The sequence below is a fragment of the Vibrio renipiscarius genome (assembly GCF_000827885.1).
GTDB classification, from domain to species: domain Bacteria; phylum Pseudomonadota; class Gammaproteobacteria; order Enterobacterales; family Vibrionaceae; genus Vibrio; species Vibrio renipiscarius.
In genome coordinates this window covers 916479-942789 of record NZ_JTKH01000024.1, presented here as the reverse complement: position 1 = coordinate 942789, position 26311 = coordinate 916479, and the positions used below count along the sequence as shown (strand labels likewise).

General features: G+C 44.6%; 18 protein-coding genes. 7 read left to right on the top strand and 11 right to left on the bottom strand.

All coding sequences use genetic code 11. From position 1 onward, the window contains the following. Positions 1 to 472: 472 nt before the first annotated feature. The 3 genes from OJ16_RS17840 to OJ16_RS17830 all read right to left on the bottom strand — a co-directional run bounded on the left by OJ16_RS17840 (position 473) and on the right by OJ16_RS17830 (position 4186). Entirely contained in the window at positions 473 to 1783 is a 1311-nt protein-coding gene (locus OJ16_RS17840) for an HlyD family type I secretion periplasmic adaptor subunit (RefSeq protein ID WP_040992612.1), read from the bottom strand. An 8-nt stretch (positions 1784 to 1791) separates the two neighbouring features. Continuing rightward, entirely contained in the window at positions 1792 to 3483 is a 1692-nt protein-coding gene (locus tag OJ16_RS17835; protein WP_040992611.1) for a type I secretion system permease/ATPase, read from the bottom strand. Between the two features lie 79 nt (positions 3484 to 3562). Beyond that, complete coding sequence (locus OJ16_RS17830; RefSeq protein ID WP_040992610.1) at positions 3563 to 4186, bottom strand: hypothetical protein; 624 nt, start codon at positions 4184 to 4186, stop codon at positions 3563 to 3565. 293 nt (positions 4187 to 4479) lie between these two features. Here OJ16_RS17830 and OJ16_RS17825 point away from each other — a divergent pair, with 293 nt between their 5' ends. Continuing rightward, complete coding sequence (locus OJ16_RS17825; protein ID WP_082030275.1) at positions 4480 to 5931, top strand: DUF3131 domain-containing protein; 1452 nt, start codon at positions 4480 to 4482, stop codon at positions 5929 to 5931. Between the two features lie 439 nt (positions 5932 to 6370). Here OJ16_RS17825 and OJ16_RS17820 read toward each other — a convergent pair whose 3' ends face one another. From OJ16_RS17820 to OJ16_RS19645, 5 genes are all read right to left on the bottom strand, one after another. After that, on the bottom strand, positions 6371 to 8035 hold the full coding sequence (locus OJ16_RS17820) for a BCCT family transporter (RefSeq protein ID WP_040992609.1): 1665 nt from the start codon (positions 8033 to 8035) through the stop codon (positions 6371 to 6373). Between the two features lie 193 nt (positions 8036 to 8228). Next, entirely contained in the window at positions 8229 to 8975 is a 747-nt protein-coding gene (locus OJ16_RS17815) for a 3'-5' exonuclease (protein ID WP_040992608.1), read from the bottom strand. Then, positions 8972 to 10855, bottom strand: coding sequence for a DUF294 nucleotidyltransferase-like domain-containing protein (locus OJ16_RS17810; protein WP_040992607.1), 1884 nt, complete (start codon positions 10853 to 10855; stop codon positions 8972 to 8974). Before OJ16_RS17810 ends, OJ16_RS17815 begins: the two co-directional genes overlap by 4 nt. Positions 10856 to 11186: 331 nt before the next feature. Then, positions 11187 to 11933, bottom strand: a complete 747-nt coding sequence (fabG, locus tag OJ16_RS17805; RefSeq protein WP_040992606.1) for a 3-oxoacyl-ACP reductase FabG — start codon at positions 11931 to 11933, stop codon at positions 11187 to 11189. Between the two features lie 128 nt (positions 11934 to 12061). Further along, positions 12062 to 12718, bottom strand: coding sequence for a helix-turn-helix transcriptional regulator (locus OJ16_RS19645; protein WP_052810374.1), 657 nt, complete (start codon positions 12716 to 12718; stop codon positions 12062 to 12064). Positions 12719 to 13197: 479 nt separating this feature from the next. Between OJ16_RS19645 and OJ16_RS17790 the strand changes: the two genes are divergently transcribed. The 5 genes from OJ16_RS17790 (at position 13198) to OJ16_RS17770 (ending at position 21395) form a co-directional block, all read left to right on the top strand. Then, on the top strand, positions 13198 to 13752 hold the full coding sequence (locus OJ16_RS17790) for a hypothetical protein (protein ID WP_040992603.1): 555 nt from the start codon (positions 13198 to 13200) through the stop codon (positions 13750 to 13752). 53 nt (positions 13753 to 13805) lie between these two features. Then, positions 13806 to 14471 carry a fimbrial biogenesis chaperone gene (locus tag OJ16_RS17785; protein WP_040992602.1) on the top strand — a complete coding sequence of 222 codons (666 nt, stop codon included), beginning with the start codon at positions 13806 to 13808 and terminating at the stop codon, positions 14469 to 14471. Between the two features lie 7 nt (positions 14472 to 14478). Then, a complete protein-coding gene (locus tag OJ16_RS17780; protein ID WP_040992601.1) occupies positions 14479 to 16899 on the top strand; it encodes a fimbria/pilus outer membrane usher protein in 2421 nt (806 codons plus the stop codon). A gap of 405 nt (positions 16900 to 17304) precedes the next feature. Then, positions 17305 to 20319, top strand: coding sequence for an NADH-dependent flavin oxidoreductase (locus OJ16_RS17775; RefSeq protein ID WP_040992600.1), 3015 nt, complete (start codon positions 17305 to 17307; stop codon positions 20317 to 20319). Between the two features lie 122 nt (positions 20320 to 20441). Further along, positions 20442 to 21395 carry an FAD:protein FMN transferase gene (locus OJ16_RS17770; protein WP_040992599.1) on the top strand — a complete coding sequence of 318 codons (954 nt, stop codon included), beginning with the start codon at positions 20442 to 20444 and terminating at the stop codon, positions 21393 to 21395. 149 nt (positions 21396 to 21544) lie between these two features. On the opposite strand, the gene OJ16_RS17765 is transcribed toward OJ16_RS17770, so the two are convergent. Further along, the gene (locus OJ16_RS17765) at positions 21545 to 22252 is read right to left on the bottom strand and encodes an SDR family oxidoreductase (protein WP_040992598.1); all 708 of its coding nucleotides are present in this window, start codon (positions 22250 to 22252) and stop codon (positions 21545 to 21547) included. Positions 22253 to 23127: 875 nt separating this feature from the next. Here OJ16_RS17765 and OJ16_RS17760 point away from each other — a divergent pair. Beyond that, the gene (locus OJ16_RS17760) at positions 23128 to 24537 is read left to right on the top strand and encodes an amino acid permease (protein WP_040992597.1); all 1410 of its coding nucleotides are present in this window, start codon (positions 23128 to 23130) and stop codon (positions 24535 to 24537) included. 116 nt (positions 24538 to 24653) lie between these two features. Here the strand turns inward: OJ16_RS17760 and OJ16_RS20245 are convergent, their stop codons facing one another. Continuing rightward, positions 24654 to 24788, bottom strand: coding sequence for a hypothetical protein (locus OJ16_RS20245; RefSeq protein ID WP_152613868.1), 135 nt, complete (start codon positions 24786 to 24788; stop codon positions 24654 to 24656). 531 nt (positions 24789 to 25319) lie between these two features. Then, positions 25320 to 26180 (bottom strand): putative phage abortive infection protein, encoded by an 861-nt coding sequence (locus OJ16_RS17750; protein ID WP_052810376.1) that lies wholly within the window; start codon positions 26178 to 26180, stop codon positions 25320 to 25322. Between the last annotated feature and the right edge of the window lie 131 nt (positions 26181 to 26311).

Below are 26311 nucleotides of genomic sequence, written 5' to 3'. Positions count from 1 at the left end.
CTTTTCTTTGACTCGTACTCTACGCCAATCATGCGTCAATCATCAATTTTCCACCAAGGCACATAGAGCGCATACGTAAAAAGGCGGCTTATGCGCCGCCTCTTATACTCATCCTGCTTGATATTGTTTGGGCATTGACCAATCAAAGTCAGTCACTCGTCAGAAAGTTACGCCCAAAGAATCGCCTCTCTCAACCCCGTATCAAGTAAGACTAGCCGCTACACTAATTGTTTGTAGCATTTATTTTCACAGCGCGGACAATAATACGCGTGCAGATCGACTTTCGCAGAGCAATGCGGGCAAGCGCCATGACGACGATCTTTGCTCATTATCATCAACATAAGCCCAATGGGTCCTAAAACATACCCCAAAAGCACCCCCGCAATAAGATTGTTTTTGTGATACCCAACCATTGTCGCGGCCACCATAAAAAAACCGTAGAAACAAAGCCAAAAAAACATTTCTTGTGTCACTACACTTCCCTCATTGCTTTATTTAAGCCACTTAATATTGGGCTCATCAAATAATCCCACAGAGTGCGCTCTTCACCGAGAATCAACACCTCTGCCAACATGCCCGGATAAAGTTCAACACCATGATGTTGGATCAAATTCTCTGCCGAGGAAGGATCAAATCGAATCGTCACTAAATAGCCTTGTGTCATCTCTTCATTCGAGCTTCCTTGCGACACTCTATCTGCCGAGACATGCAAGACCTCACCAATGACCGGTGGCGTATTTCTCACGCTGTAGGCCGTCAAGCGCACCCGTGCATCTAATCCAGGACGTACAACGTCAATGTCTTTCGGTGACACGATGGCCTCGACAATCAGCTCATCACTCTCTGGCACGATTTCCATTAACACTTGGCCCGGTTTAATGACGCCTCCGATATTCGCGATGTTCATACCAACCACTTGCCCCGCAAATTCACTACGAATCAAAATACGTTCGCGAATATCGAGCGCGGTAGTGATCAACTGCTGCACATCCCTTAATTCATCATTCACCACTTTGAGTTGGCTTGAGTACTCTCGCTTTAGATCCAACAACTGGTTTTGATGGGTTTGATGCCACGTTTCAAGCTCGCGGCCAGCCAATTCCATCGTTAATGTCACTTCCGCCAACTCCGCATCAATGCGCGCTTGGTGACGCAATAACTCCAACATTCGGGTTTTAGAAACGTAACCTTTATCAACCAACCCTTTGGTCATCGAAACCTCTTGCTGCACTAAATCTCTCTGCGTCGAAATCGCGCTTTTTTGAAACTGATTACCTTTGATTTTTTCTTCATAGAGCGCGATTCGCTGCTGGTACTGCGATTCAAGCAATTGCTGGCGCAGTAACGCTTGTTCAAATTGCACATCCTCGCTGCGTAGTAAAGCCTCAACCACCAACTCGTCACGGTCGATATTCAGATCTTTTGACCACACAATTTTTGTTGAATCGTTGACCAACGCGTTCAAACGAGCACGCTGTGCCAATAAGGAATAGTTACGGTAGAGAAAGCGACGGTAATCCGCTTCGGCTTTGGTATCTGACAATTCAATAAGCGCCTGCCCTACTTCAACACTTTGCCCTTCTTTAACGAAAACCTGCTTAACCCAACCCCCTTGCAAGTGCTGAATTTGTTTACGCTTGCTTTCGACCACCAAACTGCCTTGCGCGACCGATGCCGAGCTTAAAGGCAAAGTCATCGACCACGTAATAAACCCACCGACTGTGATAATAAGAACGCACAGCCCAGTGAGAATGAGTCGTCTTGTACTAAAATTTCCCTGCATAATCACTCCTAGGCGGTTTTGCTTGCTCTGTCTTCAACCAGTTCTGGTTCGATATGAAGGCCCAAGAATTGCTCGCTGGTCCCCGCTTTTTCCACTCGACCCTCTTTGAGTTTGATCACCCAATCCATTTGGCGTAAGAAACCCGGTCGGTGGCTGATCATAACCACCGTAATTTTATGCTCCTTGCAATGCTGTAATACGATGGCTAAAGCGGTTTCCCCTTCAGGGTCTAAGTTAGAGTTCGGCTCATCAAGAACCAGCACTTTAGGGTTGGAATAGATGGCTCTGGCTAAACCTATGCGCTGCTTTTGCCCGCCCGATAACAGCACTCCACCTTCTCCGATATAGGTGTCGTACCCATCGGGAAGTGTCATGATAATTTCATGGATACAAGCGAGCTTGGCGGCACTCACCACGGCGGCATCATCACCGCAAGTAAAGCGACAAATATTCTGTTTTACCGTGCCAGCCAACAGCCCAACGTGTTGCGGTAAATAACCGATATATTGCCCGAACTGGTTCAAGTCCCATTTTTCAATACTCGCACCATCGATCGTGATTTCACCCATACTCGGCTGTTGGATGCCCATCAGCAGCCCCGCTAACGTTGATTTCCCAGAACCGGAATTCCCCATCACCGCGAGCGCATTCCCAGCCCCTAGCTTAAAGCTGACGCCTTGAATCGTGGGCTTACTTGCATTGGCAAACTTTAGGCTTACATTACTAAACTGAATGTCGCCTTTGGGCTCCGGCAACAGCGTTCTTTGTATCTTTGACTCTTCTGTGATGGTTTTATTGAGACTCTGCCAAGCCTTGAACGCGCTATACCAAGACTTCCAACCACTCACTGCACTCTCGAACGGACTTAATACACGCCCAATCAAGATCGAGCTTGCGATCACCGCGCCTATTCCTATCTGTTGCTGGAGGGCAAGATAGACACCACAGGTTAATACGGCCACTTGCAACAAGGTGCGAAAATAGCGGCTAATCGCAAGAAGCAGGCCCACGCGTGAATTAACCAACCATTGTAAATACAGCACACTGGCATTCGTTTCACGCCATGCTTTACCCACATTTTCACTCATGCCCATGGCTTTTAAGGTCGGCGCATTTCTCAGATAGTCATTTAATTCCATGCTGACTTTGGCGGTCGTTTCTTGAGCTTCGGCACTGATTCTTCGGCCTCCCAACATCATCATGGCCGCTAGACCGGCGAAAACGCAGACGCCAACCAGAGCGACCACGCCAATGTAAGGATGAAAAGCAAACAGCAATAATAAAAACAACGGGGTAAACGGAAGATCGAGAATTGAAGACGTCGAAGGGGAAACTAAAAAATTACGTAACGTCGTTAAGTTTTGTAACGCATGTTTCTCAATGCGATTCGCTTTGGAAGATTCGGCAATACTTTTTGCCAACAAATCCCCACTGAGAGTCTCATCCAACTTTAGTGCTGAGCGCTGCATCAGCAACGTGCGTATGTATTCAAGTAACGCTTGGGACGTCACTAAAAAAACCGTTAAGGCGAGCAAGGCCATTAATGTTTCAAGGCTAGCACTGCTCATGACCCTATCAAACAACTGTAAGCTGTAGATTGGGACAGCCAACACCAATAAATTCACACCCAAACTAAATGCGATCGCAGCCCAAATTTCCTTGCGAACCGCATCGAACGGGTTGTTATCTCGACGAACCATAGCCTAACCAACTTTGTTGCATATAATTATAAAGTTGAGTATAGACGGTGTTTTCGTTTTGCGCGGTCAAACTAATTGATTACTGCTGACTAATTTCATAACCCGTACCAACATCACGGAGGCTCTCTTTGATTACCCAATTAATTGGGTTTCGTACCCAAGGTTGAGGATCATTCGCCGGAAAGCCATTCACGACTCTTAATGCCACGACATCTAAGCCAATCGATTGACACGTCTCAATGCACCGTTTCGCATGCCAAGCTTGCGCGAGCACAGCCACCTCTCTGCCTTTCTGATGTCGCGTGGCTTTTTCTGCCACATCTCGTGTCGTTTGGTATTGCTGCTCTTCGAGGGGAATCGACGGTAAATTTGGAGCCAGTACCGCAATCTCTTGTTGGAGGTAGAGGGGAAGTGCGGGTGCGTCTTGATGAGCGATACACGCAAGGTTGGCGAGCTCTTGATTCACACAATCACTATCACCAAAAGAGAAACCCAAAATGAAAGAAGCTTGCTCAAGTGATCCAAAATTTTGCATAAATAAAGGCGCGCTCGTCAGATAATCGTAAACCCGCTTTTTGGCCTCATCGCCTAATAAATAACGATGTGAATGATAATTAAACGTCGGCTCAGCATAAATGGAACAGACGCTCAATTGACCTTCCATAAAGCCGATGTCCTGAACAAAATCACAAAAATGTCGCATAACCGCCTTTCCTAACTTTCATAACCATCGAGGTCCCCTTTATCTATGTTCTGCTCATTAAGCAAAGACATATCCATCTCCCTCTATTAAATATAACAAAACGAGGTAATCATGCAGAAAAAGAACCAATGCACACTCAGAGCGCCATTCTGTTACATAGATAAATGATGAGATCGTGTGAGCATTCACAAATATTGTCGGCCTAACCGCCTCATCCTTGTCATAACTGGCATATCACAAATCTTGTATTATCATTATGTTAGGAAGCTGTATTAAATGGAATTACCAACTTAATGAAAGCAAATTTATGCTTGCTGGCTCTTGGAATCAGCACGTCACTGTCACTGTTTGCCTCGGCGAGCGACGAGAGTGTGGACGAAGAGATTAGCTTTTATGGACAGCGTAGCATTACGAAAGCGTCTAGCGATAAAGCTCCGCCCGCCACCTTCCATCGCAGAACCATTGCACCAGCCATTATAGAAGAATCAAACGAAGAACGAACCGAACTTCAGCATGAGCATAAACAGACCACTCCTCTCTATCCACTCTCTCGTAATGAGCTGCTTCTAGCAAAAAAAGCGCAATACTATTTCGACAGAAATCGACGAGAAGCGACGGGGCTTTGGGACTCCGTCCAAGGTTACGCGCATTCCACCATGTGGGATGTTGCCAGTGGTATCGCGGCCACCTTAGCGTTAGAGGCGCTCGGTTTAAAAACCAAAGAGCAAGCTCATCGAGAGTTAGACCAAACCCTCGCCACCCTGCGCGCAATGCCACTCTATAAAGATTGGCTGCCAAACCGTGAGTACAGCACAAAAACTGGCTTGCCATCAGGGCGACTAAGTACCAGTGCAACCAAAGGCAGTGGTTGGTCTGCTCTCGATATAGGCCGACTGCTTATTTGGTTAAAAATACTCTGCCAACAACATCCAGAGCTTGAAGATGAGATTCTCGATTTACTGAGCTATTGGGAATTAGGCAAAGCGATCCACGAAGGCACACTGTATGGGGCCAATTTTTATAAAGGCAAAGAATACTATCGACAAGAAGGAAGAAATGGCTATTTGCAATACGCCGCCACCGGTTTTGAACTTTTCGGTTATCCGGTTCCTCTACCCGATGTACAAAACTATTTAGTTGATATCGACATTTCAGGGACATCGTTACAAATTGACCAACGAAATGTTCCGTTTATGACCAGCGATCCTTATGTGCTCGCCAGTATCGAATTTGGTGCAGAGAATGCATGGAATCAAATAGACAGCGTCTATGCGCTGCATAAAAATCGATCGAAGCAACAAAGTCAGTTGTTCAGTTATGCCGAAGATGCCATGAACAAAAACCCTTGGTTTGCCTACAACAACCTATTTTATTACGGCAAAGCCTGGACCAGTGTCAGTCCTGGTGGCAAGGTGATCGAGAATCCACAAATTCTCAGCCATAAAGTTGCTTTTGGTTTCAGTGTGCTTTTCGATGATGAATTCAGCCAACAACTCTACGACACTGTACTCGATAACAGCCTTCAAGCGCGCAGCATTCCTACTGGCCAATACGAGAATGGTGGCATCAATACCGCCTTTAACATCAATACCAATTCATTAATCTTAGTCGCGCTGTGGTACAAGCAAAACAGAAAAATCCCACTGATTGCACCATCCATCGCTAAACCCGCAACGAAAGCGAAGTTAAACGAACCCTTCAGACAAACGAATAAGAAAGTCACTCATAATACAAACGTAAACTAATGCACTAACCTGCGTGCAAAGAGAAAATGAAATAAGCGGAAAATAGAAGAAAGAAAGAAGTAAAAACGCAGTCCGCCAGTATTCACTCGCGCGCATATTGATTTGTGTGACGAAATTCTACTATTACTTATCGTGTGTTTCATTAATATTACGAGCGTCAATTAAATGTCATCGTCAAAACACCGTCGTTATTGGTGTGATCAATTGTAATGATTAAATCATCAGTTACATTGATACGTGAAACGCTTGGCTTTTTCGACGCAAAATGAAACCAAATACGTGTTGATATTTTACACAGCTAACTTTCGATAGTATTTTTTATAACATAACTAAAAAGCACCTTCGTTTGCTATCTGGAATACCGAACCTACTTTTGCTGCTTAAGGTTCGGACAAAAAAAAACAGCATGCCATGGCATGCTGTTTTTTTTATGCGTCGATTACGCGGCTGCTTTTTTCTCTTTCTTACTCTTCGGGCGAGGCTCGTCCATCAAACCTTTCACCAAAGATACAGAAGCCACCAGCAAGACCAGTGTAAACGGTAAGCCCGTCGTCACCGCCATCGCCTGAGCCGCCGCAAGGCCACCACCTAACAATAGGGCAATCGCCACCAAGCCTTCAAACGTACACCAGAATACACGTTGTGGGGTTGGCGCATCCACTTTACCGCCTGCAGCAATCGTATCAATCACAAGTGAACCAGAGTCCGCAGAAGTGATGAAGAACACCACAATCAAGATGATACCAACAATAGACGTGATTTCAGAAAATGGCATCACATCAAGCATTGCGAATAACTTCAATGGTAAATCAGCATTGAATACCGCTTGATAACCATCGTTTACGTATTGACTGATCGCGGTGCCACCAAAAGCAGTCATCCACAATACACAAACCGTTGAAGGGATCAAAATAACGCAAATGATAAACTCACGCACTGAACGGCCACGAGAAACACGTGCGATAAACATACCTACGAATGGTGACCAAGAGATCCACCAAGCCCAGTAGAACGCAGTCCAACCTTGCGAGTAGTTCACATCTTCACGGCCAAACGGCATAGAGAGATCAACAATGTTCGAGAAATATGCACCCAGGTTATCAAAGAAACCGGTGAAAATAGCCAGAGTAGGACCCACAACAATCACAAACAACAGTAGAACTGCCGCTACGCCCATGTTGATTTCTGACAAGCGTTTAACACCGCTGTCTAGACCTGCAACCACCGATACTAGTGCCAATGCTGTAATGATGACAATCAATACAATTTGAGTCATATCCGTCATTGGAATGCCGAACAAGTAGTTCAGACCTGTTGCCGCTTGAGAAGCGCCGTAACCCAATGAAGTCGCAAGACCAAATACCGTCGCGACGACCGCTAAAATGTCAATGATGTGACCAGTCCAACCCCAAATACGCTCGCCAAATAGCGGGTAAAAGATTGAACGCATCGTCAGTGGCAGACCTTTGTTGAACGAGAAAATCGCAAGGCCTAGAGCAAGCAACGCATAGATTGACCATGGGTGTAATGCCCAGTGGTAGATCGTCGCAGCCATACCAAGCGCAGAAGCCGCCTCAGTATCACCGATTGCAGCGCCTAAAGGCGCCCAGTCAGTACGAACGCCGTTTTCAACAGAAACGCCATTAAGCGCCGCGCTGAAGTGAGACATTGGCTCTGACACACCAAAGAAAACCAGACCAATACCCATACCGGCAGCAAATAGCATCGCTAACCAACCCGTATAGCTATAATCCGGAGTCGCTTCCGTACCGCCAATTCTTACTCGACCAAGTGGTGTAAAAATAAGAATTAAACAGATAACAACAAAGAAGTTGCCTGATGCTAAGAAGAACCAGTCTAAATTGGAAACAAGCCATCCACGCAATCCTGCGAAAAATGGTTCCACTTGTTGTCTGAAAGTAAGTGTTAATATAACAAACAGGATGATGGACATGCCTGAAATTGCAAAAACACGGTTATGTATATCAAGGCCAAATGGACCTACTTTTAAAGCAACGTTATCTTGACCGATTTGGTAATCAGTATCGATTGCGTTTACTTTGCCATCAGGACGTTGAATCCCGCCATTGTTTTCTGTGCTCACGAATTATCTCCTTAAAAACGTGACCATTTATAAAATTGTGCTTTCATAATCGGTGAAAATGAGAAATACACTTAAATCCAAGTGCTCAACATTGACCATTGAGCATTCCCTTACCGAGTCGAAAGGATGAAGGATCATAATCTTAAAGCTACCTAAATTGCACTTATTTTTTACCAATAATGAACATTTATCCCTATAACCATACTTCAGAAAGAAGCATTTCTGGTTCAAAATAGTATTGAAACTGTGCCTGGAAAAGTTCCGCTGTGGCTAATGCATCCGTTAACGCATGGTGAGGGTGATAAGCAGGCAAACCATAACGCTCACGAGATTGACCAAGCCTTACAGAGCCTGGCTTCTTGCGCTTGAGCCAATTAAAAAACCCTTGGCATTGCTGACGCTGAATCGCGTATTCAATATCAAGTGTATCCACCACCGGAAAGTCGATGCCTTCACCAATGCTCGACACCAACGCTTGATAGAAAAACTGACGCTCAATATTTTTATAGTGAACAACCACTATTTTACCCGAAAGCGCCTGGAGAACGTCATTGAGTATCTCTTCAAGCTGTGGCGCCGCTTTGACTTCAGAGTCCGTAATGCCATGAATGACAACAGACTCTTCATTGAGATCTCGATTAGGATTCACCACCCAATGGGCCGACTCTTTGCACGCTATTCGTGACAATGTGAACGGCACTAAACCGATAGTTAAAATCGCATCTTCTTGAGCATTAAGGCCGGTCGTTTCAAAATCAAGCGCGACAAACTGCACCTCTTTAAGGGGCGTATCACCGCTAGGAATCGGCACTGAATAATAGTCTATTAAACGCTGATCGTTCGCTTGCTGCTGGAGCTGTTCAAAATACACAGGCCAGTCCGGTGTTTGCGAAGTATCAAGCAAAGACGGTGTTCTTTTTTCATTCGGCAGAGCGATCATTTGCTGCTTCTCTGATAACGGAACTTGATGTAATTTTGAGCATTACTTAAGATTTGGAAAGCCGCTTTCAGATTGCGTCTTTCAAACTCAGACATCTGCTCTGGTTCAATATTATTATCAGGTTCTTCCTGATTTTCGATATCCAACGCTTGGTGACGAATACGAACCATATAGATCAGTTCCATTGCGTCCTTCAAATCCATCCCCCTGCCCTTTGGCAAAATTCCGGCGTTATTAATATCATCAAGACGATCAAATGAGTTTTGCGAACGTGACCCAATCGCCAATGCATGGACACGAATCAAATCGGCAAGAGGCGCGGTACCCCGACGTTTTAGGTTGATGGAATTACGATGACGGCCATCTTTTTCCATAACAAAATCTTTAAAGAAACCTAAGGGTGGTGTACGGCTGATGGCATTGTAGGCCATGCACGCTAAGAATCGGTTGTTGCGTTTTGCGCGACGCACGATAAAACTCTGCAGTTGCTCTGCCCATTTAACCCGGCCACAAACACCAAGCAAATCGAAGAATATTGAACTGTTTAACAGGCGTTCTGGGGTTGGGTGATCAATCCAATTGGCAAAACACTCTTCCCACTCAGAGCGGGTTTTGCGCCACTCAGGATTGGTGGCCATAATATCGCCACTGCAATAGGTGTAACCGCACGCTGCTAAACCATCACAGATAAACGCTGAAAACTGCGCAAAGTACTCGCCGTGCAACGCAGGGTCATAACTGTTATCCAGAATAATGGCATTATCTTGGTCAGTCACAATCAGTTGTTCATCACGCGCCATTGAACCCATCGCTAATAAACAATAAGGGATCGGGGCTGGGCCCAACTCCGCTTCGGCCATTTCGGCTAAGCGTTGTTTGAAGCTGCTACCAATTACCGACATTGCGCGACCGACCATGTGTGCATTGGCATCTTCATTAACCATGCGCACAAAACAATCTTTCACCTGCGCCGCAACCAGCTGCAAATCTGCCACGGTGTTTTGCTGGAATATAGAACTCACCAGTAACAAGCTGTTTTGCGATTCGTGACGAACGATATCCGTCATGCCAATGACGCCGATAGGCTTTTTATCTTTAAGAATAGGCAAATGGTGAACGTTATAGCGCAGCATGGTGAGCATCGCTTCAAACACATACGCGTTATAACCCAGCGAGACGACATCCGTCGTCATCACTTCACTCACCGTTAAGTTGGTATCAATGCCCTGTGAAATGACTCGAAGACATAAATCACGGTCAGTTAGGATCCCTATCAACTGATCTTCGTCTTCATCTTCTTCACATTCTTCTGCCGACTTAACAATCAACAAGGCGGTGACATTTTCTTCTGCCATCAAATTCGCGGCTTGCTGTATTGTGGCGCTCGCTTCTAGGGTGATAGGATCACGGCTTAAAATCTTACGTGCTTTCGCGGTCGTAAAATCATTGCCTTCCGCATGGTTAGAAACCGCGGTACGCAGACGCGCGCTATCCTCTAACTCCATAAAGTCAGCGAAATTTTCAAACTCGTCACACAGTTGAATAAAAATAGATTCGGGAATGCAATAAACCAGTGTATCCGCTGTTGCTTTGGCCGGCATGCGAACACGGTTCTTCATCAGCAAACCCATCTGACCGAACAATCCACCGGTTGTGAATCGGTTGTAGAGCTCGCCTTTACGACGATAGATCTCAACCACACCGCTGCGAATGATGTATAGGTCTCGTATATCATCACCCACTTTGAGGATGTCGGAGCCTTCACGGTAGTAGGCAACCTCGACATTAAGGGCGATATTTTTCAGATGCTCTTCGGGTAAGTCATCAAATGGCGGGTGTTGGCTAATGAAATTGAGGACTTCTAATTGCTCAGCTTCCATTCGTTATTCCATATATAATCCTGTATATATGCGATAAATATCACCAACTTGCTTCCTTAGCAATTAAAACATGATTAATCTAAATATTTTACAATCTACGTCATTATTCTACGTTTAAACTTTACTCACAGTGGTCATTCTATACTCAAACATCTTGAAGATGCTGGCACGTTACCAACAAAAAATTCTAAGCATCAAACCACTATGGCTGGGAGGGAAAGAGGTCTGAACAACACCTCTGCACGTCAAGTAGAATGGCCATCACCCCCGAAGACGCGCAGCCGACAGCTTGGCTTACGTACGCGTCAGATTCGCCATCATCGATGCATCGTTAAAGCACCAGACCACCATCAATTTTTAGCACCTGCCCGGTAATAAAGCGGGATTTATCACTGGCCAAGAATTCGACACCATCGGCAATGTCATCAACGGAGGCCATTCGTTGCAACGGTGTTTTTTGGCGCATCATATTCAATACTTTCTCTGGTAAATTGGCGGTCATTGGGGTCTCGACAAAACCGGGCGCCACGCAGTTGGCTCTCACTTGCTCACCATGACGAGAAAACTCCTTCGCCCAACCTTTTGTCATCGCAATCACACCGCCTTTGGTTGCGGCATAATTACTCTGGCCAATATTGCCGTCCGTACCAACCACCGATGACATGGTGATAATCGACCCATAGCCATTGGCCATCATGATAGAGGCGACGGCTTGAGTAAGGTTAAACACCCCTTTCAAGTTCACTTCTACGACTTGATCCCATTGAGATTCAGACATGTTCTCCAATAGGGCATCTTGCGTTATCCCCGCATTATTCACCAATACATCAATGTGGCTATGTTCACGTTGAATGTCTTCCACCAACAACCGGATCGCCTCTCTATCACAAATATTCAAGGCGACGGGTATCACGTTGGAGTAAGCATGCCACGCGTGAGTTAATGCTTCATGGTTAAGATCCAACGCATACACTTTGAGCGCGCCATTATCACTCAACCGTTGCGTTACCGCCTGGCCAATCCCCTGTGCGGCTCCTGTCACAATACATATCTTATTGTCGAAGCTATTTCCTTGCATGTTGCTATTCCTTCTCATTGTGGGCAAAAAAGAGAACGTACAAAGTCACGTTCAAACACAATGAACATAGTCTAAATTCATCACTAACTTGTACTCGTTAGTAAAATAGCGGCGGCAAGATCATCGCATCAAGAGAGCGCGCCATCGTAATAAAACCGATTGGATTGCAGATTGACGCATGACATGGCTTCTTTACGACATCGCACATTCATTTTTTTATACAAACGATAGATATGCGTTTTCACGGTGCTTTCCGTAATATACAAATTATCAGCAATTTTTTGATTGGATTGCCCGGTGACTAACAAATTCAATATTTGACGCTCTCTACGCGTCAACAACTCTACATTACGCTCGGTTTGAGTGGACTCGTGTGATTGCTTCAACATCGCCACCATCAGTTTTCTTGGCAGCCACATATCACCGCATGCCACATGATCTAAACATTTCGCCAAATGGGATACTGGAGCGGTGTTGTATAAAACACCTTTCAAATTAGGCCATCTAATCAACTGATTTTTTGGCATTTTTTCTCGCACATTGAAAAAGACAATGCCACAACCCGAAGGTAAATTAGAATATAGCTGCTCCAAGTTTTCGCTATTAATATAGTTATAATCAATCAAGGCTATATCCAACTCTTTATCAGCAATCTCCTGCCCTAACTCTTTATAATACCAAAGCGAAAGCTTGATACTTTTAACACTTTCTAAAACCTCTTTAATTAAACCGAATTGAATATTAGACTCACAGACTAGTACGATTTTCTTTTGATTATTATCCATTACACTCTTGCCTCTATAGCTTCCTGACCCTACAAGAGTAGGCCCGCCATTTATATATTCAATAGAAAAAATGACTATATATAGATAATGAGATCTCTATCAAGAAAGAAAATTAACCATCACTTCAATAGCTTAATGCCAATTAAACTTATCGACTAATGCGTAATAATTACATTTGTAACAAAAAGTATTACATCAAAAGAATAAAGCAAAAAGAATACAGCATACTAATAAGCAAAATGCTCTTTTCATTCTAATACTTAACCAAAAATACAATCACCAATCCAAATCGACATGCCAGTAATATAAAAACCCAAATACAACAAGGCATCGAAGTCGTAAACTTTAATACCACTAATCACAAATTTAAATGGCAACTTAATTAACACTCCCCGTTGTTCACTTTTATCTATCATTGCTTGTGTCGATTCACAAGACACACCAAATACAAATACTACAAAGACAAAAGGGAATTCTTTATGAACAAAGTAGCAATCACAGTCGCCATTCTTTCCGCAACGGCTTTAAGCAGCACAGCAGCGCATGCCGATGTCACCGGAGCATCAACCACGCTAACGAAAAATGTCGCTCAGGAGTGTAATATTGGCCTCCTCGCCACATCAAATGATGGTGATGTGGGTGACCCGGTCAGCAACGTAGGCGGACAGTATGTTCACAGTGAAATAAACGACTTCACGGGAGCGGGGCAAAGTATCTCTGGTAAAGCACTGTGTAACGCATCCGGAGGCTACACCATCCATGTCACGGCAACCAACGGCTCACTCGAAAACAATGATGCTAGCGGCTCTCAAGGGGTCGAATACACACTAAGTGAAGGCAACTTTGATAAGCTAGCCGTGGGAACGATTGGTTCTGACTATAATCCGAGCCAAGGCGAAATCATGCTGCTGGCGGAAGGCGCAACCACTGAAATCGCCAGCTTCCAACTTATTATGAAACTCGCAGACAATGAAAGTTTCACTTATGCAGGCCAATACACTGAAACACTGACTTTTGATTTAACTCCATTGTAATTCTTTGTATTAGGAGGGCGTTATGCCCTCCTAAATTGATTGGAGAACCCGCCATGATACAAATCGCTGCGTTATTTATTCTGTTTTTTGCCAATATTTCCTACGCCAATTTTAATATTTCACCTCTTTCACAGAGCATTGATATTAAAGAAAAGTCGGCCAGCTATACCTTAGAAAACCTGACTAACCGCAAAGCCGCCTATGAAGTGGATGTGGCTTCCCGCTCGTTAAGTGAATCAGGTGAAGAGTTACGTGGCGCGACCAAAGATATTCGCGTATTCCCGTCCAAAATAATTCTCGAACCTCAACAAAAAAAGCGCATAAAAGTCATTTATTTGGGCAAGAAAAACATCTCGAAAGAAAAATCGTTCCGTGTCGTATTCAAACAATTGGATCGTAACGTGAGTGAAGATGACCAAGAAGGACTCAATGCAAAATTCAACTTCCATACCGCGTTTTATATTACGCCCAAAAATGCTGAACCAGAACTCACAGCCACGGTGAGTAACGGGCCAAAAGGTACGCAACTTGCCTTACAAAACCGCGGCAACAAGCACATCATTCTTGACGATTGGAAGCTCAAGCTCAGTTCGGAAAATGGCAGTATCTTCTATGACAAACCGTTACCCGACATCAACATGCTGGCAGAGACTCAAGTCTTTTTGCCTCTACAAAGCATTGGCAAACAATATCAACAAGCCGAAGTCATTTTGAACTAGGTGATTTATGGCTCATTCAGCGCGGCGATCACAAGGCTTTACCCACAGCAGTTTATTTACCTGCGTCATTTTAGCGAGTGCGTCTCTTCCTCTCTTCGCCGAGGAGATGCAAATTCCGATTGATGTTGAGGTGGTAAATCAACGGGTTGAAGTGACGGGCTATCTGGATGATGAACGTGAGGAGTATTGGGCCTTAGAGGGCAATGAGTTACTTGATATTCTTACGCAATCTATCGATGCGACGCGCTTAGAGACGCTACGCAGTGCCCTACAAAATGAAAAAGTCACGCGGGCGACCTTGCAAGATCTCGGCTGGGATAGCGAATACCGTGCTGATGAGCTGATCATCTCGATATCGGTTCCAGTATCCGACCGAAAACTGGTCGACATTCCCCTGCAAAATCTTGGCACGAAAACACCGCCAACCGGCATTCCTCACATTGAACCCGTGCTATTTAGTGGCGTATTAAATACGTATTGGTCTCATAGCCACAATCTTGTCAACACCGATTACTCCGCCTCACAAGTCGCTTTGAGGGGGATTACCGCCATAGGGCCTATCACTTTTGAGGACGGTCATACATACACATACAATCACTTTACTGACAAAGGAACTTGGGTAAGGGATAGAACCCGTGTGATAAGTAATTTACCCAACAACTCAGGTTATCTTCAGTTTGGCGACTACCAAATTGAAACCGATATTTCCTCTCTGCCCAGCGGGGATCTTTTTGGGCTCTCGTACTCTTATCAGCCCCAATACCTTGAAGAGCTTACCAACCCAAACTCCGTACCGATCAGTTTAGAATCCACCTCTCTGGTTAAGATAAACATCAACGGTGAAGAGTACCGAACGCTACGCTTAGCCGCAGGCCAATATAACCTCAAAGATCTTCCGCTAGAGCAAGGGGTGAATGAAGTCGAAGTCAGTTACATCGACCAAGGTGGTATTGAGCAAAAACGCTTCTTTAACCTCGTCGATCACCCTCAATTATTGCTCAAAGGCGACATAGAAACCCAGCTGCTGTATGGCGCTCGACAACGATACGAGAACAACGGCACGAAAAGCATCGATAGGGATATAATGAGCGCGCAAGGGGTTATCTCATATGGGTTAACCGAATGGTGGACACTTTCTTCCGTCATCTTGTACGAGGACGACGAGCAAAACTTCGCTCTCAACCAAAACTTCGCGCTTGGCGATCTTTTTTTCAGTCTTGATAGTGAATTTAATCAGTTTCCCGATTCACATTCCTATCAGTTTTTGGGCCAAGTGTTCATCGAGCAATTGTTTGATGAATCACTGTCTAATGTCTCTTTCCGTTACGGCGTCAATCAAACGACTAAGCCCGACCCTTTGGTGCATAAGCTATCCTTTAGCTCTAGCATCGATACGCCTTTTGACAATGGCTACCTTTCTGTCAATCTTGACCATGAATTCGATAACGAAAGAACCCAATCTCAGGGGGCGTCATTAAACGCCAGTTATCGTTTCAGTGAAAGAATCTCCACCAGCGTCAACTTGCGTTGGCAAAAGAATGAAGACCAGATTGACCGTAGCATCTATCTCTCTTTTTCAATGCCGTTGCGTTGGAATAATGTCAGCGTGTCTGCCCGCACATCGTTTGATAGCCGCAATGATGAATATCAAACAGAAGTCGCCGCCTCCCAATATCAACCCGATTATTACTGGCGAGCCGCGACGAAATTTGTCGGCCAAGAATATGATGGCCTAGACAGCTATGGCAAATGGTACGGAAATAGAGTCACATTAAATGCACGCTATTCCAGTACCAATGAATCACGCCCCACAAAAAGCCGCATTCTCAGTGTTGGGGCCGATACCGCCATCGCATGGGCGGGCAACAACGTAATATTGACCTCCCCCGTGACGAGCAGTTTCAATATCGTCTCACTTCCAGAAGAATATCAAGACCGCTATCAACTCAGCTATGACCAATATAAGCGCATTCAAATTACCGATGCCGCCGACAATGCCGGTTATTCAGAATTACTCGTTCCTATCAGTAATGACGGGTATCGAACCATCAGAGTCGATGGGCGCAATCTTGCGTTTAATGAGGAACTAAAACAAGGCGAGTTCGTCGCGTTGTCTGGCTTATACAGCGGCTCTTCTCATCAATTAACCATTGATAAAGGTTATTTCGTCAGTGGGCAATTTTATAACCAAAAACAGAAGCCGATGGCTGACATCGTCGGTGAATTTCAAAGTAAATCAACCAACCAAACCTATCCTTTTTTCACCGATAAAGAAGGCAATTTTGAACTCGATGTCTTACCTGAAGGCGACTATCGGGTTCGCTTTTATGATAACGCCGCCAGCGCCAGAGACATTCAAATCTCCGCCACTCAAGACGACGAACAGTTATTTATTGATCTTGGCAATGTCATTGTCATTTCTCGTTAAATAGCCCCCTTCTTCTCCCCTATCCCCAAACAACGTGACGATGTAGGTAAGCGACAAGCGAACAAAGCCTCTGAGCTCGGATCTCGTAGCATCAATACGCTATGCGATGAGGTTTGAGAGTGCCTGTTGACGCCACTGCAACGCTACTGCAACGCCAAGTAGGACGGGTATAAAACCCTCTATTTAAAACGTACCCAGCACCGTATTTATGCAAAAAAGTCATATCGTCAATGCAAAGCATTCATTTTACTCATATAAATAAGTCAATATAATTCCTAGGGTTATTAGGAATAAGCGACACGCTTAGACAGAATTTAGTCGTTCTCATATCAAAATTACTCGTTAAATACCGATGGGTTTCACTGGCAATTTTAATATGACAATTAATCTGTAAAGGAACATTTGATGGCTCAGTTAATCGATGAGATCGTATTTCAATCCGGGGTCAAACTAAAAAATCGCATCGTCATGGCGCCGATGACGATTCAATCCGCATTTTTTGATGGCGGTGTGACCCAAGAAATGATCACCTACTATGCCGCTCGCTCAGGTGATGCGGGCGCTATAATTGTTGAAAGTGCTTTTGTAGAAAATTACGGCCGCGCTTTCCAAGGGGCGCTGGGCATTGACACAGACAGCAAAATTGCGGGTTTAAAAAAACTCGCGGAAGCAATCAAAGCGAAAGGCTCTAAAGCCATCTTGCAAATCTACCACGCAGGACGCATGGCCAACCCAGAATACAATGGGGGTCACAAGCCTATCTCTGCCAGTCCAGTGGCGGCCTTGCGCGACAATGCAGAAATTCCGTTGGAAATGACCGCTGCACATATCGACGACATGATCGAAAGCTTCGGAAATGCGGTTAACCGCGCGATCTTAGCCGGATTTGATGGTGTTGAAATTCACGGCGCAAATACTTACCTGATCCAACAGTTTTTCTCCCCACATTCCAATCGTCGCAATGACAAATGGGGCGGCGATTTAGACAAACGTACCGCTTTCCCACTCGCGATTCTCAACAAAACCAAACAAGTCGCGGCCTCACACGACAGAGCTGATTTCATTATTGGCTACCGATTCTCTCCTGAAGAAATTGAACAACCGGGCATTCGCTTTGATGACACCCTGTATCTGTTAGATAAATTGGCAACCCATGGCTTAGATTACTTCCATTTCTCAATGGGGAGTTGGGCGCGTAACTCTATCGTCACCCCAGAAGATACCGAACTTCTGATTGCCAAATATCGCCAACTTCAATCAGACAATGTTGCAAAAGTACCGGTAATTGGCGTGGGCGGGATTGCCCAGCGCGAAGATGCGGAACACGCACTCGCTCAAGGCTATGACATGGTCAGCATCGGCAAAGGTTACTTAGTAGAGCCAACGTGGGCACACAAAGCCCTGAACAACGAAACCTGCGCCGAATTTGCCGATATCGCTCAGCAACACGCACTACAAATCCCAACTCCACTTTGGGAAATCATGGATTACATGATCGTCGATAGCGAAGCGGAGGCCATCAAACACCAACGCATTAAAGAACTGCAAAGCATCGATATCAAATTCGACTCAGGCGAGTATACCGCGTACGGACGTGGTCACAATGGTCATTTGCCAGTAACCGTGACTTTCTCTGAAGATAGAATCCTCAACATTGTGGTCGACTCATCAAAAGAATCGGATGGGATAGCCAACCCGGCATTTGAGCGTATTCCGCAGCAAATCCTTGACGGCCAAACCCTAAACATTGATGTTATTTCTGGCGCCACCGTCAGCAGCCAAGCGGTGATTGATGGTGTCTCTAATGCTGTCGATCTTGCCGGTGGTAACTCTGAAGCTCTACGCTGCAAAGCACGCGAAGTGGTTGAATGGGCATCAAAAACCATTGAAGAAACCGTTGATATCGTCGTGGTTGGCGGTGGCGGTGCCGGCTTAAGTGCAACGCTGACCGCTCTGGACAAAGGTAAATCGGTTATTTTGCTGGAAAAATTCCCTGCGATTGGTGGCAACACGGTTCGCACAGGAGGCTGGGTAAACGCAGCTGAACCTGACTGGCAAAATGATTTCGCCGCCTTACCGGGCGAAAAAGAAACCCTAATGGCTTTGGCTAACACGCCAGAAACGGAGTTTGTGGGTGAATATCTGGCTGATTTCAAAGTGCTAAAAACCCAGCTCGATGGTTATTTTTCTGCGCTTGAAGGCGGAGAGCAGTACTTATTCGACTCGATTGAATTACACCGCATTCAAACCTATCTAGGCGGCAAACGTACCGATCTGAATGGCGAATCGATTTATGGTCAGTATGACTTGGTCGAAACCTTAACATCGCGTTCTATGGAATCGATTGACTGGCTAAGCACCAAAGGCATTGATTTTGATCGCAGCGTGGTCGAAATTCCGGTTGGGGCACTATGGCGTCGCGCGCACAAACCAAAACGTCCAAAAGGGGTTGAGTTTGTCGATAAACTGCAAAAACGCATTCAAGAGCAAAATGGCCAAATCATCACCGATACGCGCGCTACAGATCTGATTATTGAAGACGGTAAAGTCATCGGAATCAAGGCAACTGAAGCGAACGGAAATAAACGTGTTATTCACGTCAATCATGGTGTCGTGCTCGCGTCTGGTGGTTTTGGCGCGAATACGCAGATGATCAAAAAATACAACACGTATTGGAAAGAGATCGCTGACGATATCAAAACAACCAACTCCCCAGCACTGATTGGCGACGGTATTGAAATCGGCGAAAAAGCCGGTGCTGAGCTTGTCGGCATGGGCTTTGTACAGTTAATGCCGATTGGCAACCCGAAATCTGGTGCGCTATTAACCGGTTTAATTGTGCCGCCAGAAAACTTTGTCTTTGTGAATCAACAAGGCAAACGCTTTACTGACGAATGTGGAAGTCGCGATGTGTTGTCTGACGCCTTCTTCGATAACGGTGGTCTTATTTACATGATTGCCGATGAAAAAATTCGCCAAACCGCCGCGAATACCTCTGATGAAACCATCGAACGAGAGATCAAAGAAGGGATCATTATTCAAGCGGAAACACTCGAAGAGCTCGCCACTAAGATTGGTGTGCCGCAAGATGTGCTCACCCACACCATCGAGCAATACAATGGTTATGTGGCTCAGGGGCATGATCCTGAGTTCAATAAGAGTGCGTTCGGCTTAAAAGTAGAGCAAGGGCCATTTTATGCGACCCCGCGTCAACCTTCGGTTCACCATACGATGGGTGGCCTAAAGATCGACACCAAAGCACGCGTGATCAATAAAGAAGGGGAGATTATTCCAGGCTTATACGCGGCAGGGGAAATTACCGGTGGTATCCACGCGGGTAACCGTTTAGGTGGTAATGCGTTAATTGATATCTTCACTTATGGCCGCATCGCCGGTGAAAGTGCCGCCGATTTGATTTAATTCATACCAATAGACTGAGGGAAGCCATGCTTCCCTCTTTTAGCATTGATGGGCGCGCATGGATCACATGCTTTCCTCCATCGATAACACGTTTAATCTGAACGATGGCACAGAGTAATACGATGACAAAAACTCAATCTCGATTTCAAATGATGGGAACGTTTATTGATGTAGTGGTTTACCACCCAAACGGTGAAGCCCTCATTAAAAAGGTTTACCAGCAACTTGAACACTATTCGCAGCGTTTCACCGTAAACCAACCCGATTCAGAGCTCATGATGATCAATCAGCAGGCGGGGAAAATGCCAGTGAAGGTTCAGCCGGATCTTTTCCAGTTGATCAAACTCGCCAAGGCGATCAGTGAAGATGCAGAAAATCCATTTAACATCGCTATCGGTCCTCTCGTAAAAGCGTGGCGCATCGGATTTCACGATGCGAAGATCCCTACTCAACAGGAAATTGCCGCCAAGCTTCCCTACGTTGATCCTAAAAACATTCAACTAAATGACCACGACCATTCGGTGTATTTAAGCCAACCTGGGATGGAAATTGACCTCGGCGCTATCGCGAAAGGCTATTTTGCGGATCAGGTGAAAAATAGGCTCATCAATGCTGGTGTACAATCGGGGTTTATTAGTTTGGGCGGAAATGTTGTCACCATAGGCCACTCTCCAAGTAATGCTAATCAAGCATGGAACGTGGGCATTCAGCATCCGCTTGCTGAGCGAGGAACCATCATCCGAGCAGTGCCTCTTAACGGAGCGTCAATGGTGACATCTGGCATCAATGAGCGTTTCTTTCATGCCAACGGGCAACGTTACCATCACCTGCTTGATGCGCACACGGGTATGCCAATCGTCACCGACATCGCGAGCTTAACCATCATTTCGGAACATTCAACGGATGGGGAAATCTGGAGCACCGCAGGGTTTTTACCCTCGATTCATCATGCGATCACTTATCTCAATCAACAAACCGGTATCGAAGCCGTTGCCATATCAAAACAAGGCGATATTCATCTCACGTCGGGCTTAATCGACAACGGCCAATGCATTTACCCTCGCGCGTCTTTGTAACCTTTCGTGCTATACCATCAGAACCATCAGAACCATCATAATCATCATAATCATCAGAGCTTTAACGCCCCCTTAAGCAGCTCATGGCGTGGCGAGTCAACAGGGATGCGTTTATTGCAGAACGATCACATCCACTATCACCACTAGCATTACCAAGGCAATTCCTGGCCATCATACGCAAGAAATCCCCCACTTTGCTTTGGGGTCATCGTCTTCAGTAACTCAACCAAATCACGCGCAACACGAGTCGGCTCAAAGAGCTTTCCTTCAGGCACATTCGCCTGAAAAGGTTGAGAGAGTGCGGTATCCGTGGTTCCGGGATGCAAAGCGACGACCGTGCCATGCTTAAGTGTGCGTTGCCATTCTATCGCGATGGTTTTTAGCAGCATATTGAGCGCGGCTTTTGAGGCTCGATAACTGTACCAACCGCCCAAGCGGTTATCTTCAATACTGCCCACTTTGGCGGAAATCGTTGCCAGTTTAGGGGCTTCTGCTCGTTTTAATTTCGGTGTGAAATATTTGGCCAGCATTAAGGTAGGCAAGGTATTGACGGAAAGATTTGCCAAAAAAAACTCACTGTCTGTCGCGGCGAGATTTTTTTCCGGCCCTTTAACAGAGGTATGCAGCATGCCCACACAATTGACCAACCAATCTACCTCAATAAATCGCTCGCTCAGCGCTTCAATCTCTGGCTCCTTAGTCACGTCAAGCGCATGCCATTGCAAACGCCGATTCTGGAAAATAGGACGATGTCGATGGTACGTCGCATGCACCTCAGCCGTAGGAAAGGCGTTAAGCACTTCGTGCACCATCGCGAATCCAATTCCCCCACTCCCACCAACGATCAAAATCTGCATAACCTTCCCTCGCTTCCCTTGTGCCGCTGCTCGTCTTGCGCCCGAACAACGTTGGAATGAAACATCATCCCTTTTCTTTATTCTTATGTTTCCAGCCAATCTTTTACGTGGATAACCTCTCCACAGATTTAATATTAGGATTATTTTTCTACAAACTGATGATTTAACGTACATCGCTTATATAGCAAGGCCTCCCGCATCGTAAACGCCAATTTTTAGTCATAATGTACGTTCTGCATTTCAATTTAAATGACAATTTTTCATTTAATTATTTGAAGTTCATCACAAAAAGAGTAGACTTTGCACGTCTTTTGGAAATGATGAACATTAAGGTATACGACTATGAATGCTAACTCTATCGCTATATCGGACACTGCGAGTACTCCTGAAGTAGAAAACAACGTGACACAACCAGCCTCTGTTTTTGAGGAAATTGTGACACTGTCTATTCTGTTTTTAGCAACTTCAGCGATTACTTTGTTACTTACCCTATCTTGGGTTCTGTAACCAGCCTTTCACGGATTTGAAAAAAGGTGATGTTCTTACTCTTTTGATAAGAACATCACTCATTAATCAAAAAATAATGCCCTTTGAATGCATCATTCAATAACTGCCCACTTACTTATCTGCTGCTATATAGCCTTTTTAATAACGCCTTTTATTCCGTTCTGCCCCCTTCTTTCGTTTTCATACCATCACTTCTGATTCAAAAAATCCCTCTTCATTCTATTTTCGATGATTCAATGCGCGACACCTCAAGTGACGAACATATTCATCAATATAAACACTCAGCCTTGCGAGTGAAATCTAAGCTACACTTTTTGCAAAACGTCAAAAGCGTTGACCATCGAAAGGAAAATGAGGGGCATTGAATCATGAGCAAGGCAGCATCAAGCAGTAAACATTTAAGCCTTTTTGGCTTTTTTGCATTAACCGCAACCATGGTTATGACCGTTTATGAGTATCCAACATTTGCATCGTCGGGTATTTCTTTGGTGTTTTACCTGGTCATTGCCGGTCTCTTCTGGTTTCTACCCGTTGCACTTTGCGCAGCAGAAATGGCAACCATCGAAGGCTGGGATAAAGGCGGTGTTTATACTTGGGCGGGTAAATCTCTGGGCGAAAAATGGGGATTTGCAAACATCTTTTTCCAATGGTTTCAAATCACCGTTGGATTCGTCACCATGATTTACTTTATTTTAGGCGCGCTCTCTTATGTACTTCAGTGGGAAGCGCTGAATGATGATCCCCTCATTCGCTTTATCGGCGTTATGGTGATTTTCTGGGGGCTGACTCTATCTCAATTTAAAGGAACCAAGTTCACCAGTACGATCGCGAAATATGGTTTTGTGTTGGGTATTGCGATACCTGCTATCGTCCTCTTCGCGTTAACGATTGGTTTTTTTGCGACTGGTGGTATTAGCGACATGGATTTGTCCTTGAGCGAAATGGTGCCAAACTTCAGCCAGCTCAATACGGTTGTCGTCTTTGTTTCCTTCATTCTTGCTTACGCGGGGATTGAAGCGTCTGCAACGCATGCCAATGAGATGAAAAACGTTAAGCGCGACTATCCGATCGCGATTATCTTACTGGTCTTATTAGCGATTTGTTTAAATACCATTGGTGGTATTGCGATTGGCGCAGTCGTACCTGAAAAATCGTTGGGATTATCAATCGGTGTTGTGCAGGGTTTTGAAGGTCTGTTCGCGCACTTTTTTGAGAACATGGATTGGATTGTGCGTGTTATTGCCGTTTTCATTGTTTTTGGTGTGTGTGCAGAGGTTTCTGCATGGGTGGTTGGCCCCTCTTGGGGTATGCTCGAAGCCGGTAAGGATGGATTACTGCCTAAAAAGTTAGCGGAAACGAATGCTTATGATGTACCCGTGAATTTCTTAATTATGCAGGGCATTATTGTCAGTATATGGGCCGCCGTTTTAACCTTCGGTAGCAGTGGCGCAAATGTTTCCTTTTTCACGGCCATCTCTCTCACTGTCGTCATTTACTTGGTTGGCTATATTATATTTTTTATCTCTTACTTAGCGGTCATTTTAAAGTTTAAAGATCTGCCTCGTGCGTTTGAAATTCCAGGCGGTATAACCGTAAAACTTCTATGTTCCGTCGCGGGGTTGATCATTTCTGTACTCGCGCTTGGTATTTCATTCATCCCACCAGCGCAGCTAGGCGGAGGGGATGCGTCAACAACGTACTTAAGTATTCTGACTGTCAGCTTTGTTGTGACTCTGATTATTCCTTTTGCACTTTATCGATATATGAAGCGCCAATAGAAAAAGAGCAAAGGTGTTAGATAGGTGATTGGCCAAGCCCTTAATGGCCTTTCACCGATTCGCTTCTTCAACGTCCTCTCACAACCGAATACTCAAAAAGAGACTCGCCAACGGCTCTATTTACGATTTTCTTTGCCATCTAAATACTCTGCATACTTTTTTGAAATGAGTTGATGTATATGAAGCCCCGTTTTGCGAACAAGATACCAATCTATCGCCGCTAAAACGACCAAGCCTATTATAGTTCCCATCTAAAACTCTCCTTGCGCCTCAAATCATAATCCGCCTTAAACACTTTATGCCTAATTCTAACCCCAAACAACTTGAAGGCGTAAAGCGCGCTTAAACCAACTTGAAGCAATTATTCTTTACCGACAGCTAGCACTCTAATTCACTCGCCTAGAAAATCAGGAAAAATCACAAAATAGAATCCACCATAGAAAAATAAAAGGAGCAAAAACGCTGTAAATCCAGCCCAAAAGTGTGACCTGTTTTCATAATAGTCAATCCAACCTCCAGCGAAAAAAATAGATTTATATATCACAGCGTGTAACAAGTTTAGCGCCGACAAAATTGCGGCGATTAAGAACAAAACATCCATCAATATCCTCCCTGATATAGACTTCTCAAATTGAAAACACGAGCCATACAGTCATCAAATCAACCGTCAAATCGATAACGCAGAGCAACATTTTCAACGCAAACCGCCGTTAAACACCTGCTCGATCATCGCATCAGGTGTAGGATTTAACGCTGACTGCGCAGCGCTTAATCCTTCTTTGTTAGACAAATAACTTTCGAATATTTTCAATGTCAGACGATTTACCGAATGCTGATATTTCATACTCTTTTGCCCGTTCAACGCCAAACTCAAAAAGGTCAATTGAAAGATGCTCAAACAATTCATACTTTTCAATAAGTGGTTTCATCTTGTCTCTAGCATGTATTGATAGCCCATTAATGAAAAGTAATACCAACTCATAATCCGATAACTGGGCACGTATAAAGTTAGAGTATTGCTTTTTATTTGAAATATTTGATTTGTCTATAAAGTTAATTATCTGATAAACATGACGAAAGTAGTGCCCTATCTCAGACCGATGCTCTCGATAGAAATTATCATATACATAATCAAGAGTTGTGCCGCTGGAGCCTACATATCTTTGGCTATAAAGTATAAAAAAGCATTCACGTCCTTCTATGCTTCTGCTTAAGTGGTTTACTTGCATCGATTTTACAATTTCATTATACAAATTAACCAATTGAAAAAAAGTTGATTCGAATCTCTGCTGTTCCAAAATTTCAGATTGTTGGCTCAATGCAGCCTCAGAGTTAATCTGAGCTTCGGCAGATCTTGCTAGCTCTTGACGTGTAGCTTCTAGTTCGCGATTTTGTAGGACTATCGTCAATAGCAGAGCAATTAGACCAAGAAAACTCAGTATAGGGTTGAGACTGCCACCTAAAAAATCACCAAACGTACCCCAATCTTCCTGTTTATTACTAAGCTCCCCAGAAAAATGGGTAAAGTAGAATACCAATGCAGCTACAACCGCTGTTGTAGCTATTACACCGATCCAAGCTAATAACGTGAACATTTGATCACCTGTTAAATTTTTTAGCTTTGTTTTTACCTTGTTGTCCAATGACACTTCCTTTTATTTGTATAACATTTATTAGACAAAAAATTTCTCTATTTAAACACGGCATTTTTGTCTAATTCACTTTAATTCAATTCTAATATACCCTTAAAAACATAAGCTTAACGACATAATTC

What these genes read in the sequence shown, in the direction of transcription:
- OJ16_RS17840 (WP_040992612.1), bottom strand. Translation starts at nt 1,783, where the DNA reads ATGCAGGGAAATTTTAGTACAAGACGACTCATTCTCACTGGGCTGTGC.
- OJ16_RS17835 (WP_040992611.1), bottom strand. Translation starts at nt 3,483, where the DNA reads ATGGTTCGTCGAGATAACAACCCGTTCGATGCGGTTCGCAAGGAAATT.
- OJ16_RS17830 (WP_040992610.1), bottom strand. Translation starts at nt 4,186, where the DNA reads ATGCGACATTTTTGTGATTTTGTTCAGGACATCGGCTTTATGGAAGGT.
- OJ16_RS17825 (WP_082030275.1), top strand. Translation starts at nt 4,480, where the DNA reads ATGAAAGCAAATTTATGCTTGCTGGCTCTTGGAATCAGCACGTCACTG.
- OJ16_RS17815 (WP_040992608.1), bottom strand. Translation starts at nt 8,975, where the DNA reads ATGATCGCTCTGCCGAATGAAAAAAGAACACCGTCTTTGCTTGATACT.
- OJ16_RS17810 (WP_040992607.1), bottom strand. Translation starts at nt 10,855, where the DNA reads ATGGAAGCTGAGCAATTAGAAGTCCTCAATTTCATTAGCCAACACCCG.
- fabG (WP_040992606.1), bottom strand. Translation starts at nt 11,933, where the DNA reads ATGCAAGGAAATAGCTTCGACAATAAGATATGTATTGTGACAGGAGCC.
- OJ16_RS19645 (WP_052810374.1), bottom strand. Translation starts at nt 12,718, where the DNA reads ATGGATAATAATCAAAAGAAAATCGTACTAGTCTGTGAGTCTAATATT.
- OJ16_RS17790 (WP_040992603.1), top strand. Translation starts at nt 13,198, where the DNA reads ATGAACAAAGTAGCAATCACAGTCGCCATTCTTTCCGCAACGGCTTTA.
- OJ16_RS17785 (WP_040992602.1), top strand. Translation starts at nt 13,806, where the DNA reads ATGATACAAATCGCTGCGTTATTTATTCTGTTTTTTGCCAATATTTCC.
- OJ16_RS17780 (WP_040992601.1), top strand. Translation starts at nt 14,479, where the DNA reads ATGGCTCATTCAGCGCGGCGATCACAAGGCTTTACCCACAGCAGTTTA.
- OJ16_RS17775 (WP_040992600.1), top strand. Translation starts at nt 17,305, where the DNA reads ATGGCTCAGTTAATCGATGAGATCGTATTTCAATCCGGGGTCAAACTA.
- OJ16_RS17770 (WP_040992599.1), top strand. Translation starts at nt 20,442, where the DNA reads ATGACAAAAACTCAATCTCGATTTCAAATGATGGGAACGTTTATTGAT.
- OJ16_RS17765 (WP_040992598.1), bottom strand. Translation starts at nt 22,252, where the DNA reads ATGCAGATTTTGATCGTTGGTGGGAGTGGGGGAATTGGATTCGCGATG.
- OJ16_RS17760 (WP_040992597.1), top strand. Translation starts at nt 23,128, where the DNA reads ATGAGCAAGGCAGCATCAAGCAGTAAACATTTAAGCCTTTTTGGCTTT.
- OJ16_RS20245 (WP_152613868.1), bottom strand. Translation starts at nt 24,788, where the DNA reads ATGGGAACTATAATAGGCTTGGTCGTTTTAGCGGCGATAGATTGGTAT.